Source organism: Paraburkholderia agricolaris, from assembly GCF_009455635.1.
In the GTDB taxonomy this organism is placed as follows: domain Bacteria; phylum Pseudomonadota; class Gammaproteobacteria; order Burkholderiales; family Burkholderiaceae; genus Paraburkholderia; species Paraburkholderia agricolaris.
The window spans coordinates 3,222,907-3,237,111 of sequence record NZ_QPER01000001.1 but is presented as its reverse complement, the minus strand read 5'-3'; the positions used below and the strand labels follow the sequence as shown (position 1 = coordinate 3,237,111).

Below are 14,205 nucleotides of genomic sequence, written 5' to 3'. Positions count from 1 at the left end.
CAGGGTGGTTAATGCGCGTTCTGTTCGTTGGGCCTTCTCATCCGGAAGCTGCATGGCTTTTCAAGGCGCTGCAGGAGAGCGCCCATAGTTTGCAGCGAGCCGATGATCTGCGGGATGGGGTTTTTCTTGCATCGCAGGAACCGTTCGATGCGATTGTTCTGATGGTGCTCGAGGTGGGGTTTTATTCTTCCTTGCAGGGGTTTATTGGGGAGTTTGCTGCTGCCGGGAGTGGTGCTGCGATCGTTGCGGTGCTGGGGGCTGCTACGGCGCAGGATCGCACCAGGACTTTGCGGGCCGGCGCGGATGCGTGTTTTTGCCAGCCTTATTCGTTTATTGAAATGCACGAGAGGATGGCTGCTTTGCAGCGGGTGGGGGGCTCGCGGGGGGCCGGGTTTGTTTCTGCTACGGCGTCTGCTACTTCTGTTTTGCCGGCGCTTGGGGGACCTTCTTTGGATGCGGCTACTCGCGAGCTGGTATGCGGGGGGCGGCGGGTTGCCGTGACCCGACGGGAGTTTTTGCTGCTTGAATGTTTGCTGAGGCAAATTAATGCGCCGGTGGCGAGGGATCAATTGATCCGGTATGCGTGGCCCGAGAAGGAGGATGTCGATCCTTCCAGTGTCAATCTGGTTGTTTCGAGGTTACGGAGGAAGCTTTCGGATGATGTGCCTGAGGTGAGGATTGAGACTGTTAGCCGGTTTGGGTATCAGGTGTCGGTTTTGTAGTGGTGGTTTTTTTGCCTGTTCGGCGGGTTTTGTTGTTGAACTGGGCTTTTGGCTTTTGGCTTTTGGCTTTTGGCCTTTCCTTGTTGTGTTAGTGGTCTATTAGCGTTGCCCCTGTGCGGGGCGGCACTTACTTTCTTTGCCGCCGTGTATAGACCGGAGACATAGCTGACAGGTGTGCGGGGACATGGTTGACACTTCCGGGTACTAAAACGCCCGGTCCCGACCATGCCCTGGAACGCAAGAGACACCATGAGCCTCCGACAGGAATTTGTTCATCTGGCCAGTCAGGACACGCTGACGATGACCGAGCTGTGCCAGCGCTTTAACATCAGCCGGCAGACCGGCTACAAATGGCTCCATCGCGGCGAGCATGCGCTGGCAGATCAATCCCGACGCCCGCTCAGCAGTCCGTCGAAGACCCCCACTGCGATGGAGCAGGAAGTGGTACGGCTGCGCCAGACCCATCCGCGCTGGGGCGGACGCAAGATCAGCCGGCGCCTGCGTGATCTGGGCCTTGAGGCGGTGCCGCAGCCCAGCACCGTGACCGACATCCTGCACCGGCACAACCTGATCCTGCCGGCCGATTCAGCGATGAGCCAACCCTGGAAGCGCTTTGAGCACGAGCAGCCTAACGTACTCTGGCAGATGGACTTCAAGGGGCACTTTGAGACCCTCGGGAAGGGGCGCTGCAGCCCCCTGACGGTACTCGACGACCACTCGCGCTTCAGCATCCTGCTGCGCGCCTGTGGACCCACCGACACCGCTACCGTGCAGACGGGATTACGGGAGGCGTTTGGACACTATGGCCTGCCGTTACGCATCAATACCGATAACGGCTCGCCGTGGGGTTCGCCTGGCAGTCCGGGTCAGCTCACCGAGCTGGCCGTCTGGCTGATCCGGCTGGGTATCCGCATCAGTTACAGCCGGCCTTACCACCCGCAGACCAACGGCAAGGACGAGCGGTTTCACCGTACGCTGAAGGCTGAAGTACTGAACGGACGAAGCTTCGCTACCCAGCAGCACGTGCAACAGGAACTGGACCGCTGGCGCACCGTATATAACTGCGAGCGCCCGCATGAGGCGATCGGCATGGACACGCCCATCAGCCGTTACCGGCCGAGCCCCCGGGCGTATCCATCGATCCTGCCGGAGCCGGAGTACGGCCCGGATGACGTGGTGCTGCTGGTTAAATCGGATGGCCGGCTACGCTTTGAAGGACGGCACCTCAAGGTCTCGAATGCACTTTATGGACTGCCGGTTGCGGCACGCGCAAAGCCGGGCGAAGACGGCGTATTTGAATTCTGGTTTGCCCATCACCGCATCCTCACCCTTGACCTGAGGAGCGACAATCACTGACCATAAAGTGTCAATGATGTCTCCGCACGTTTGTCAACCATGTCTCCGGTCTATACACCGCCGCAAAGAAAGATAAGCAAAGAAAGCGGCTTCACACCGCCAGCTCATAAGCGGGTCCCCCGCACAGCCACGGTAGTGGTGCATCTGGAATCTGTCGCCTCGCACATTCGGCGCTAGTGACAAGGCAGTCATACCTCCGGCGGCGCTGCGCGCGCCGACGCCTGGCTCCAAAAAACAATCAGTTATGCAAATCATTGATCAGGTTTCCATGGCAGACCCATCCGCGACACACGCAGTGCGGAGTGGGAGCTGATGAGTCCTTTGTCAACGGCGCGGAGTGTGCGGGGGCACGGATTCCAGATGCACCACTACCGTGGCTGTGCGGGGGACCCGCTTAAGAATTAGCGGTGTGAGCCGCTTTCTTTTGCCTACTCTTCTTTGCGGCAGGCAAAGAAAAGTAGGTGCCCCCCCGCACAGGGGGAACGCTAATAGACCACTAACAAAGCAAGGAAAGGCCAAAGGCCAAAAAGACCAACAACAGAACAGACCGCCAACGGCAAGAAAATCCCAAAGAGCCAAAAACCCAAATCCAGGAAGTGCCACAGGCAAAAAACCCAACAAAAAAACTGAAAGTCTGTCTTGCAGCGGCGACCATTTCTGGCCTCGATATATTCACCCCGTGGTCACACAGTTCCGCAAGGCATCCTTATTTAAATGAAAGGTGATTCATGAAACAAAAGATGAAACTGACACATCTGGTCGGGGCACTCCTCTGTGTCGGTGCCGTTTCCACCGCGCATGCGCAAAGCAGCGTCACGCTCTACGGTATCCTCGATACAGGTATCGACTTCGCGAGCAACGTCAACGGCAACCATCTCTATCAAATGGCCAGCGGTGTCAGCGCAGGAAGCCGTTGGGGCCTCCGGGGCAAGGAAGATCTGGGCGGAGGCCTCGCCGCAGTGTTCGACCTGGAAAGCGGCTTCAGCTCGACTAACGGCAGTCTGGGCAGCGGCCTCGCCTTCTCCCGTAATGCCTACGTCGGTCTCGCCAGTCAAACCGCAGGCACCGTCACGATCGGGCGGCAGTGGGACCCGGTCGTCGATCTTATCGAGCCGTACTCGCTCAACGATAGCTACGGCGGCTGGTATTTCTCCCACCCCAATGACATGGACAACCTCGATAACGGCTTCGCTGTCAGCAACTCAGTGAAGTACACGAGTCCCACCATCGGCGGCTTCACCGGTGAAGCGCTCTATTCGTTCGGCGGCCAGGCCGGCCAGTTCTCGAATAACTCCGCCTATAGCGCCGCAGCCTCGTACACGAATGGGCCGTTCTCGATGGGGGCGGGCTATCTGCGCGTCAACGATCCGGAACAGTCGATCCAGAGTTATCAGAACGGCGTGGGCTACACCAACGCGGTGTACGGAAACTATCTGGCCAATGCCCGTAGCCAGGGCATCTTTGCCGCCGGTGCTTCATATCAGATCGGCAAGTTCAAGGTGATGGGCAACTTCACCAACGTCAATTTCCAGCAAGGCGATGCAGGACAAGACGTCAAGTTCCAGAACTATGAAATTGCCGGCACCTTCGCGGCGACCAGTCAGCTGAACCTCGCGGCCGGTTACACCTACACGGATGGCCGCGATCACGCAACCAATCAGGAACCGAAGTATCAACAGCTCAACCTGAGCGCGGAATATGAACTGTCCAAGCGCACGGCCATCTATGCGCTCGCGGCACTGCAGAAGGCCAGCGGCGGCGCCGTTGCGCAGATCGCGGGCTTCGATCCGTCGTCGGACGGCAAGCAGGTCGTCGGACGGGTGGGGATTCGACACTCGTTCTAAAAGCCCCCGCGTCAAGTAAAAGAGCGCGCTGCCCGAAGGGGTAGCGCGCTCTTTTTTCGTTTGTTCATGAACCAAAATAGACGTTGCAGTAACTCGGTGGACCGACACAGTTGTCGGCGCTGGTGGGTGTCGTTGTCGTCGCGCAACCGGATAACAGCAGTCCGGCTGTGACAGCGGCAACAGCGAAGCAAGCAGATCGTTTGATCGCGGTACGGAGGGTCATTGATGTTTTCGGGGCAAGAAGGCGCAGCGGTGCGATTGACGATTAAGCCGGATGAAATCATTCATCCGGCCTTCGTTGTTCATCGGGATCAGTGTGCGTAGAGGGTCGAGTTCAGGTAGGCGAGCTGGCCGTCCTTCTCCGCATGCACCAGTTCCTGATAAACCTGTGCACGCGTCTTCCCGGCGGTCGCCTGACCGTAAGGCGCAACCCACGATCCTGCACCGTTGCTCCCGGTCGTGCTGTTCTGTGCCACTTGCATTGCCGGCGCGGTGTTTTGCTGTGCGGGCGCAGTGGCCGATTGAGCGAAAGCGGAAGCCGTTGCGGTTGCACCGATGAAAGCGATGGCGAGCGTCAGAGATTTCATGTTCGTAATCCTCACAAATCAAATTGGTTGGGGCCGATGCGCGAACCGCAATGCATTCGTGGATCGGTTGATGAGAAGGATAGTCACCTGGCTTTAGCGGTTCGGCGATGTGTGCATGAAAAGATATTTATCTGTTCAAGCGTCGCCGTGGCAATGTTTTAAAGGGCCTCCGGCCACATGTCATGAACATAAAAAACGTTTCATGAATGGGCCGGTTTTGATCACGGGTGTGTCATCGCGCAAATCTACATTGCGGCTACCCGCACGGTGTGCGGGATCGGTCCGTCAATGCGCGGACCGGCGCCTTCTCTTACCCGGAATCAAACATGAATAAAGCATTGGCAACCACACTCGTCGCCCTGGCAGGCACCTTCGGTGCGGCGGCGCACGCGCAAAGCAGTGTCACGCTCTACGGGACCCTCGATACGGGCATCGACTACATCAGCAATCAGAAAACGGCCACGGGCGGCAAAAGCAACTGGATGATGGAGAGCGGCAACGTCAGTACCGACCGCTGGGGCCTGCGTGGCAACGAAGACCTGGGCGGCGGACTGAGCGCGGTCTTCGATCTGGAGAACGGTTTTAATATCGACAGCGGCAAGTTCTCCAATGGCGGCGACGAATTCGGCCGTCAGGCGTGGGTCGGTATCGCAAGCAAACAGTGGGGCACCGTGACGATGGGCCGGCAATATGACTTCCTCGTTGATTTCGTCGCGCCGCTTTCGGCGACGGGTTCGGGTTTCGGCGGCAATATTGCCGACCATCCGTTCGATAACGACAACCTCAACAACGATCTGCGCATGAACAACGCGCTGAAATTCCGCAGCGCGACGTATGACGGCTTCACGGTCGGCGGCGCTTACGCCTTCAGCAATGCGGCCGGCGGTTTCAGCAACAACAACGCCTATAGTCTCGGCGCGCAATGGGCGGGCGGTCCGTTCAATCTGGCGCTCGCCTATCTGCAGGTGAACCAGCCGGGTGGCGTCAATCAACCCGGCAATACCGGCGGCGCGGTGAGCAGCAGCGACGGCGACGCGGTCTTCACCGGCGCGCGCCAGCGCATTCTCGGCGCGGCGGGCCGCTATACGTTCGGCGCGGCGACTGTCGGCCTCGTCTTCACACGAACGATGCTCGACGATCCGCATCAGATCACCCAGGGTGGTGCGTATTCCACACTCAACGGCGATATGCTCACCTTCAATAACTACGAACTGAATGCGCGCTACGCGATTACACCGGCGTTCACGCTGGGCGGCTCGTACACGTTCACCGACGGGCATTTCAGCGACGACGGCAGGAGCGTCGCGCCAAAGTGGAATCAGTTCATGTTGCAGGCTGACTATGCGTTGTCGCGCCGAACCGATGTGTATCTGGAAGGCGTGTATCAGCATGTGTCCGGTGCGGACGGCATCGCGGTGCTGGGCAATGCGTCGATCTACTCGCTGGCGGCTTCGTCGAGCGATCGGCAGGCAGTGGTGGCGCTGGGAATGCGGCATCGGTTCTGAGTGCTGCAAGCCTGCTGCAAGCTGCAGTGGGCTTGCCCGAAACAAAAACGTCGCCGGTTCATCACCGGCGACGTTTTTTATGGCATTGGCGGACCCGGCAGTCAGATTCAACTGGCAGCTTCAGCCAGCCGGTTCAATCCGCGGACGCGAGCACTCCGGGATTGGGATGCGCCACCTGCACGCTGGCCGCCTGAACCTCAGGCGTGCCCGTGGCGCCGTCCGGCGACCAGCCGCCCCCCAGCGCCTCGATCAATCCCACCGAGGCCAGCAAACGCCGCGTAGTGAGGTTCAGCGCGTCGATCTGCGTGGTGAGTTCGGTGGTTTGCGCGGTCACCACGTCCAGATAGCTGACCACGCCGTCGCGATAGCGCGACATCGAAAGCGTCAAGGTGCGTTGCGCGGCCACCAGCGCCTCGTTTTGCTGCGTGGCCTCGTCGCCGAGATGATGCAGTTGGGCCAGGTTGTCTTCGACCTGCTGGAAGGCGAGCAGCACCGTCGCCTTGTATTTCGCGCCGTTCTCGGCGAGCTTCGCGCGAGCCTGCTGTGTGATCGCTTCACGGCGCCCGCCGTCGAATAGCGTGAACACCAGGCTTGGCCCGACCGACCAGATTTCGTTCGGCGCCATCAGCCACGGCGAAAGCGTGTCGCTCTGATAGCCGCCGTCGAGACCGAGCGAAATGTCCGGGAAGAACGCTGCCTTGGCCACGCCGATCTTCGCATTGGCCTCGGCAACGCGCCGCTCGGCTGCCGCGATATCGGGGCGCCGTTGCAGCAGCGCGGCCGGCACGCCGGTTGGAATCGACGGCAGGTACGCCGTTTCGATCTCCGGTGCGAGTGTGAACGAGGACGCCGGTGTGCCGGTCAGGCTGGCGATCGCATGCTCGTACAGGGCGCGGCGTGCAGCGATGTCGTCCGCGGAAGCGCGTGCGGTGTCGAGTTGCGTTTGCGCGCGCGAGACGTCGAGATCGGATGCAATGCCGCCCGCGTGGCGGCTCAACGTGAGTTTGAGCGCGTGCTGGTAAGTGTCGATCGTATCGTTGAGCAGTTGCTGCTGCTCGTCCAGCCCGCGCAGATTGAAGTACGCACTGGCCAGATTTGCCTGCAAGCTCAGGCGCACCGACTGGAGATCGGCCTCGCTGGCCTGCATTGCCGAGCGGCCTGCGGAAACCTCGTTGCGGATCTTGCCCCACAGGTCGAGGTCGTAACCGATGCCGACGTCGACCGTGTTCGTGCCGTACACCGCGGGCTGACCCGCGCCCCGCAGCGGGCGGTTATCGGACTGCCTTTGGCGTTCGACGGACGCTTCCGCGCCAATGGTCGGGAACAGGCCCGAACGGGCTTGCGACAGATAGGCGGTGGCCTCGTCATGCCGCGCCATCGCGGCGGCCACGTCCGGATTGGCCGCCGCCACCTGAACTTCGAGACGGTCGAGTACGGGATCGCGATAGACGCTCCACCACGCGTCGCGCGGCACGCGGTCGGCTGGTCTGGCGAGCTGCCAGGCGCCGCCTTCCTTGAAGGTCGTGGGGATGCTGGTGGCGGGCGCCTGGTAGGTCGGCGCAAACGAGCAGCCGCTCACCAGCGCCGCGGCCGCCAGTGCGATGCAGATGCGGCGTTTATCCATGAGCGCTCTCCGCCGGCCGGCGTTCGGCTAGCGACGTGTCCGTCGTACCGGCCGGTTTGCTTTCGAGCCGCACTTCGTCGCCGGACGCGAGCGAGTCGGGCGGGTTGTCGATCACGCGGTCGGTGGGATTCAGACCCGACGCGATCTCGACGTGCGTGCCGAGATCCGTGGCGATCGACACCGATTTGAGCACGGCGCGGTTGTCGTTGCCGACTACGGCAACCTGCAAGCCGGCCTGCCGGAAGATAAGCGAACTGGCCGGGATCGACAGCGCGTGCGAGTTGGTCGGCAACGCAAAATGCACCTCGGTGTATTCGCCGGGAATCAGCAAACCATCCTGGTTGTCGACCGCGAGCTGCACCAGCAGTGTGCCCGAGGAAGGCGTGATCGCGTCGTCGGTGTCGACGAGTTTGGCGTTGAACTTCACGCCGGGCCGTTCCGGTACGGTGAGTGTGGCGGTCATGCCGGGTTTGATGGCGGCCGCCTCGTCCTGCGGCACGCTCACATAGACACGCAACTGACGGGCGTCGGAGACGGTGAACAGTTCAGGCCCGTTGCCGCCGCCCGCATTGATGAGCGCGCCGATGTCGGTGGTGCGCGCGGTGACGATGCCGTCGAACGGCGCGGTAATGCGCTTGAACGATTCGAGCGCTTCGAGACGCCGCACGTTGGCTTGCGCGGCGGCTACCGTCGCCTGCTTGGCAACCAGATCGCTGGTCTTTTCGTCGGCATCCTGCTGGGAGACCGAATCCTGCTGGAGCATCTTGGTCCAGCGGCTTGCCGTGGAGGCAGCGAGTTTTTCGTTCGCCACCGAATTCTGCAGATCGGCGCGAGCCTGCAGCAATTGCTGATCGAGGTCGGGCGTGTCGATCACGCCGAGCAACTGGCCGGCTTTGACATGCGTGCCGATATCGGCATACCACGCATGCAGATAACCTGATACGCGCGCATAGATCGGTGCGTTGACGAAGGCGGAGAGGCGTCCGGGCAACACCAGCGCCTGCGCGCCGAGGTCGTGCTTCGGCGTGTATGCAACCACCGTCGGCACGGCTTGCTCGGCCGACCAGGTGGTGAGCTCCTGTTTCGCGTGCACGCGGCTGGCAATGCCGCTCGTCACGATGCCCGCTGCCGCCAGCAGCGCGACGATACCGACCAGCTTCAGATGACGCAGCCGCTTCGGCGAATTGATCTCGATCTCAGTGGACATGTTGGACTCCGGGTTCGGATGATGAGTGATCGTGCGAGGGATCGTTGGATGAGCGATGCGATGGGCCGTGCGACGGATCGTGAGCGCCGGCGTCGCGCCGGTGCACGAGGCTGAACACAACCGGTACGAAGAGCAGCGTGGCGAAGGTCGCGCAGATCAGGCCGCCGATTACGGCGCGGCCGAGCGGCGCGTTCTGCTCGCCGCCGTCGCCGAGACCGAGCGCCATCGGCGCCATGCCGATGATCATCGCGAGCGCCGTCATCAGCACCGGGCGAAAGCGGGTGAAACCGGCTTCCATTGCCGCGACCAGCGCGTTACCGGTCACCGCCAGCCGTTCGCGGGCAAAGCTCACCACCAGAATGCTGTTGGCGGTCGCGACGCCCATGCAGAGAATTGCGCCGGTCAGTGCGGGCACCGAGAGCGGCGTATGCGTGGTGAACAGCATCCACACGATGCCGGCCAGCGCCGCGGGCAACGCGGTGACGATCACGAACGCGTCGCTCCACGAGTGGAAGTTCACGACGATCAGCAGATAGATCAGCAGAATCGCGCCGACCAGACCCAGCGACAAGCCGAGGAACGCGCTATTCATCGTTTGCACCTGGCCGCGCAGCGTGACAATCGAGCCGTTCGGCACGTCTTTCGCGGTCGCATGGACGATGTTCTGAATCCTCGCTGCGACGGCGCCCAAATCCTGACCCTGGGTGGTCGCGAACACGTCGTAGAGCGGTTCGATGTTGTAGTGCGACACCACCGCATTGCCGACGCCGCGTGTAATGGTCGCGATGCCGCCGAGAATCTGCGCCTGGCCGCTCTTGCTCGTCACCGGCAGGTTGCTCAGATTCGACAGGGAAGTCATGTCGTATTGCGGCGTCTGCGCGACGATCGGATACGACACGCCGTTCTTCGGATTCAACCAGTACGTCGGCGACACCTGGCTCGTACCCGAGAGGCTCGCCACCACGGAATTGGTCACGTCCTGTTCGGTGATGCCGAGCTGATCGGCACGCGAACGGTCCACCGACACGGTGAATTGCGGATACGTCGCGGCCTGCTGGATGCGCGTATCGGCAATGCCGGGAATCAGACGCATACGCCGCATCACCTCGTTGGCGTAGCGATGATTGGCTGCCTGATTCGGTCCTGCCACCTGCAGGTCGATCGGCGCGGGTGCGCCGAAATTCAGGATCTGGCTGACGATATCGGCCGGCAGGAACGCGAAAGTTGTCCCCGGAAACTGGCGCGGCAGTGTTTCGCGGAGCTCGCGCACAAAGTGGGCGGTCGGCTGGTGGTTCTCGTCCAGCGAGATGAGAATGTCGCCGTCCTGCGGTCCGGTGGTGCCGCTGTTGTTATAGGTCAGGTTGATACCGCTATTGGGCAGGCCGATGTTGTCGACGATACTGCGCAACTGGTCGGGCGGAATCGCGCGGCGCACAGCGTTCTCGATCCGGTCGAATTCCGCGGCGGTATCTTCGACCCGTGTGCCGATCGGGGCGCGCACGTGGATCGAGATTGCGCCGGAGTCGATATCGGGGAAGAAATTGCGGCCGAGCCACGGCGCGAGCAGGAAGGACGCGCCGACCACGACCAGGAAGCCCGCCACGAAGCGTTTGCGATGCGTGAGCGCAAGACCGAGCACGATCCGGTACACGCTGCGCACGCGCTCGAAACGCCGCTCGAAGCCACGTTGAAAGCGCACCAGCGGATTGCGCGAGGGCGCCGCATGCGCGTGGCCGCCGTGCGGGTCCATCACCGCGGCCAGTTCGCCGGAGGCGTGGCCGCCCGACGCATGGGGGCGCAACAGGTACTGCGCCATCATCGGCACGAACGTACGCGAGAGAATGAACGACGCGATCATCGCGAAGATCACTGCTTCGGCCATCGGTACGAACAGGAAGCGGGCGATGCCGTTAAGCAGCAGCATCGGCACGAACACGATGCAGATGCACAGCAGCGACACGAACGCGGGGGCGACGATCTGCGCGGCGCCGTCCATAATCGCGCTGCGCACGTCCTTGCCTTGCTCGAGATGCCAGTTGATGTTTTCGATTGTGACGGTGGCGTCGTCGACCAGAATCCCGACCGCGAGCGCAAGGCCGCCGAGCGTCATCACGTTGAGCGTTTCGCCCATGGCGGCGAGACCGGCAATGGCGGCCAGCACGGCGAGCGGAATCGACGCCGCAATGATCAGCGTCGAGCGCCAGCTGCCGAGGAACAGCAGAATCATCAGCGAAGTGAGCGCGGCGGCGATCACGCCTTCACGCGCCACGCCGCTGACGGCGCCTTTCACAAAGGTCGATTGATCGCCCATCGTCACGAGCTTCAGGCCGGGCGGCAGCGTCGCTTCAATACGCGGCAACTGCGCCTTGACCCCGGAGATGATGTCGAGCGTCGACGCGGAGCCATTCTTCAGAATGCTCATCAGCACCGCGCGATGACCGTCCACCCGCACTACGTTGCCTTGTGGCGGATAGCCGTCGCGCACGTGAGCCACGTCGCGGATATAGATTGTTGCGCCGTCCACCGTCTTGATCGGCAGCGCATTCAGTTCGTCGAGCGCGAGCGGGCTGTTGTTCAGCTTGATGTTGTATTCGAAGCGGCCAATCTTCTCGGTACCGGCCGGAATGATCTGGTTCTGCTGTGCGAGGGCGGTCGCGACGTCGTTGGCGGAGAGCTTTTTCGCCTGCAGTGCCTGTGGATCGAGATCGATCTGTACTTCACGGGTCTTGCCGCCGTACGGTGTCGGAATCGCTACGCCGGGCACGCTCAGCAATTGCGGACGAATGAAGTTGGTCGCGTAGTCGGCGAGCTTCTGTTCGTCGAGCGTGTTGCTGGTCAACGCCAGTTGCAGCACCGGCACGGTCGACGCGTTGTAGTTCAGAATCTGCGGCGGCGTGGTGCCCGGCGGCATCTGCTTGAGCACGGTTTGCGAAACCGAGGTCACCTGTGCGGTGGCGGTGCGGATATCCACGGTCGGCTGGAAGAATATCTTGACGATGCCGTAGCCGCGAAACGATTGCGACTCGATATGCGCGACGTCGTTCACCGTCGTGCCGAGCGTGCGTTCGTAGTAGGTGACGATGCGTCCGGACATATCGTCCGGTTGCAGGCCGGCATAGTTCCAGACCACGCTGATCACGGGAATGCGGATGTCGGGAAAGATATCCGTCGGCGTTCGCAATGCGGCAAGCGGGCCGACCAACAGGATCAGCATCGCAAGCACGATGAACGTGTAGGGCCGGGTCAAAGCCAACCGGACTATTTTTAACATCGAAGGCTGCTCCGTTCAGAGGCGCGATTGAATCTGCGCGGGCGTGTGGCGGTTAGGGCACGCACCAATTGCGCGGGCCCGGTAACGGCATTCTGGAGAGCGAGTCCTAACAGTCGTGGACTAAACAAATGAAACTAGTTTTAGGAAGCCGGGACGATGTGCGTGATTGCGCCGATACTCGCGTTGCAACGGCTTTAGCGCTGCATGCAGCGCTAAAGCCTGGTCAGAAAACCTGCGAGTAGAGCGGCGTCAGCCGAACAGATAGCCCGAACCGCGAATGGTGCGAATCAACGGACGCTCGCCGGGCGTCTCGACCTTTTTGCGCAAACGGCCTACATGTACGTCGATCAGATTGGTGCCGGGATCGAAGCGGCAACCCCATACGGCTTCGAAAATCATCGTGCGCGTGAGCACCTGGCCGGCGTGACGCATCATGAACTCGAGTACGCGGAATTCGGTGGGCTGCAGGTCGAGTTCGCGTTGCCGGTACATGACCTTGCGGCGTACCAGATCGAGTTCGAGCGAGCCGCTGCGCAGCAGCGTTTCAGCTTTGGCGTGACGTGGCCGGCGACGTAACAGCACCTCGACGCGCGCGAACATTTCCTCGGGCGAGAACGGCTTGGTCAGATAGTCGTCGCCGCCGGCGCGCAGACCTTGAATGCGCTGATCGACATCGGACATCGCGCTCATCACGAGCACCGGCGTTTCCATGCCGACGCCCCGCATTGTCGCCACGATGGTCAGGCCGTCGAGGTCGGGCAGCATGCGGTCGAGTGTGACGACGTCGTAGTCGCCCGCCATGACCTTTGCCATGCCTTCGCGGCCGGTGCGTGCCACGTCGACCGCGAAACCACTCGCGCTGAGCGTGCGCACGATGTCGTGGGCGATCAGCTCGTCGTCTTCGATCGTCAGTATTTTGGGCATGATGTGCGAGCCTGGTTCAGGCTACTGCCCGCAGTGCAACCGGACGGTCCGGCGCGCGATACTGGCTGACCGCGAAGTCGATGAAACTGCGCACGCGCATCGACAGGTAATTGCGGCCGGAATAGAGAATCGACACCTGACGTGGCCCGCCGTTGATTTCGAACTGCTCGAGTACGGGGACGAGTGCCCCTTGCGCGAGATCGTCGGCAATGATCGGCTGTGGCAGCAACGCGATACCCATGTGGCTGAGCGCGGCCACCCGTACCATTGCACTGCTCGTGGCGGTGAGCGCGCTACCGGTATTGACGCGGTAGATGCCGTCGGCGTCTGAGAACTCCCACGCGCGCGACGAACCGTCGGAGACGGTCAGCAGGCCGTGGCGGTTCAACGCGGCGGGATCGCGAGGCGTGCCGTGACGTGCCAGATAGGCCGGGGAGGCGACCGTCATTTCATCGATGCTGGTCAGCATACGGCTCACCAGCGAGGAGTTGGCGAGCCGCCGGTCGTCGGAGAAACATACATCGAAACCACCTTCCACCAGATCGATATGCGTGTCGAACGTCGTCACGTCGAAGTCCACGCGCGGATGCAGGGTGCGATACGCGGCCAGCAACGTGCCCAACCCCGCGGTCGCAAATGTCATCGGCGTGGCGATTCGCAACGTGCCCTGCGGATCGCGCGTTGTCTCCAGCAGATTCGATTCCATCTCGTCGAGCTTCTCGATGATGGTGCGGCAACCGTCGAGATATTCACGACCCACATCGGTCAGCGAAAGACTGCGCGTGGTGCGGTTCAGCAGGCGCATGTTCAGATGCGCTTCCAATGTGCCGACGCTGCGCGTGACCGCTGCTGCGGACATCCCTAGCTGTCTCGCCGCAAGATTGAAGCTGGCGAGATCGACCACCCGTGTGAAGACACGCATCGCTTGTAGCTGGTTCATGTTGGAACAGTAGAGAAGGACGATGAGCGCATCATCGGCGATCGCAGGTAAAACGGAACTGCTAGGTGGATTAAGTCTTTTTTAATTTTGTGCAATGTTCATGAACTGCAAGGAATGTCCTTTGCATCGACCCATTTTTCTATCAACCAGCAATCCTAAATAATGGACAAAAAAAGAGCACGGCGAGAGCCGTGCTTCGGAAAGAGACCTGAATGACAGTAACCG

General features: G+C 61.3%; 10 protein-coding genes. 4 read left to right on the top strand and 6 right to left on the bottom strand.

The window, feature by feature from the left end; genetic code table 11:
• Window positions 1-11: 11 nt before the first annotated feature.
• From GH665_RS14240 to GH665_RS14230, 3 genes are all read left to right on the top strand, one after another.
• Entirely contained in the window at window positions 12-722 is a 711-nt protein-coding gene (locus GH665_RS14240) for a response regulator transcription factor (protein ID WP_153138466.1), read from the top strand.
• A gap of 225 nt (window positions 723-947) precedes the next feature.
• On the top strand, window positions 948-2,078 hold the full coding sequence (locus GH665_RS14235; protein ID WP_153134963.1) for an IS481 family transposase: 1,131 nt from the start codon (window positions 948-950) through the stop codon (window positions 2,076-2,078).
• Between the two features lie 740 nt (window positions 2,079-2,818).
• The gene (locus tag GH665_RS14230; protein ID WP_408277201.1) at window positions 2,819-3,922 is read left to right on the top strand and encodes a porin; all 1,104 of its coding nucleotides are present in this window, start codon (window positions 2,819-2,821) and stop codon (window positions 3,920-3,922) included.
• Window positions 3,923-4,233: 311 nt separating this feature from the next.
• Here GH665_RS14230 and GH665_RS14225 read toward each other — a convergent pair whose 3' ends face one another.
• Entirely contained in the window at window positions 4,234-4,509 is a 276-nt protein-coding gene (locus tag GH665_RS14225) for a DUF4148 domain-containing protein (protein WP_153136396.1), read from the bottom strand.
• Between the two features lie 326 nt (window positions 4,510-4,835).
• On the opposite strand from GH665_RS14225, the gene GH665_RS14220 reads away from it, so the two are divergent.
• A complete protein-coding gene (locus GH665_RS14220) occupies window positions 4,836-6,014 on the top strand; it encodes a porin (RefSeq protein WP_153136395.1) in 1,179 nt (392 codons plus the stop codon).
• Window positions 6,015-6,147: 133 nt separating this feature from the next.
• Here the strand turns inward: GH665_RS14220 and GH665_RS14215 are convergent, their stop codons facing one another.
• From GH665_RS14215 to GH665_RS14195, 5 genes are all read right to left on the bottom strand, one after another.
• Entirely contained in the window at window positions 6,148-7,638 is a 1,491-nt protein-coding gene (locus tag GH665_RS14215; protein WP_153136394.1) for an efflux transporter outer membrane subunit, read from the bottom strand.
• Window positions 7,631-8,845, bottom strand: a complete 1,215-nt coding sequence (locus GH665_RS14210; RefSeq protein WP_153136393.1) for an efflux RND transporter periplasmic adaptor subunit — start codon at window positions 8,843-8,845, stop codon at window positions 7,631-7,633. Before GH665_RS14210 ends, GH665_RS14215 begins: the two co-directional genes overlap by 8 nt.
• Window positions 8,835-12,116 (bottom strand): efflux RND transporter permease subunit, encoded by a 3,282-nt coding sequence (locus GH665_RS14205; protein ID WP_153136392.1) that lies wholly within the window; start codon window positions 12,114-12,116, stop codon window positions 8,835-8,837. The genes GH665_RS14210 and GH665_RS14205 overlap by 11 nt, the downstream gene beginning before the upstream one ends.
• Window positions 12,117-12,365: 249 nt before the next feature.
• Window positions 12,366-13,040 carry a response regulator transcription factor gene (locus GH665_RS14200; protein WP_153136391.1) on the bottom strand — a complete coding sequence of 225 codons (675 nt, stop codon included), beginning with the start codon at window positions 13,038-13,040 and terminating at the stop codon, window positions 12,366-12,368.
• Between the two features lie 16 nt (window positions 13,041-13,056).
• Window positions 13,057-13,980 carry a LysR family transcriptional regulator gene (locus GH665_RS14195; RefSeq protein WP_025496417.1) on the bottom strand — a complete coding sequence of 308 codons (924 nt, stop codon included), beginning with the start codon at window positions 13,978-13,980 and terminating at the stop codon, window positions 13,057-13,059.
• Window positions 13,981-14,205 lie beyond the last annotated feature (225 nt).

Coding starts and splice junctions, on each gene's coding strand:
- GH665_RS14195 (WP_025496417.1), bottom strand. CDS start 13,980: ATGAACCAGCTACAAGCGATGCGTGTCTTCACACGGGTGGTCGATCTC.
- GH665_RS14200 (WP_153136391.1), bottom strand. CDS start 13,040: ATGCCCAAAATACTGACGATCGAAGACGACGAGCTGATCGCCCACGAC.
- GH665_RS14225 (WP_153136396.1), bottom strand. CDS start 4,509: ATGAAATCTCTGACGCTCGCCATCGCTTTCATCGGTGCAACCGCAACG.
- GH665_RS14220 (WP_153136395.1), top strand. CDS start 4,836: ATGAATAAAGCATTGGCAACCACACTCGTCGCCCTGGCAGGCACCTTC.
- GH665_RS14235 (WP_153134963.1), top strand. CDS start 948: ATGCCCTGGAACGCAAGAGACACCATGAGCCTCCGACAGGAATTTGTT.
- GH665_RS14205 (WP_153136392.1), bottom strand. CDS start 12,116: ATGTTAAAAATAGTCCGGTTGGCTTTGACCCGGCCCTACACGTTCATC.
- GH665_RS14215 (WP_153136394.1), bottom strand. CDS start 7,638: ATGGATAAACGCCGCATCTGCATCGCACTGGCGGCCGCGGCGCTGGTG.
- GH665_RS14240 (WP_153138466.1), top strand. CDS start 12: ATGCGCGTTCTGTTCGTTGGGCCTTCTCATCCGGAAGCTGCATGGCTT.
- GH665_RS14210 (WP_153136393.1), bottom strand. CDS start 8,845: ATGTCCACTGAGATCGAGATCAATTCGCCGAAGCGGCTGCGTCATCTG.
- GH665_RS14230 (WP_408277201.1), top strand. CDS start 2,819: ATGAAACTGACACATCTGGTCGGGGCACTCCTCTGTGTCGGTGCCGTT.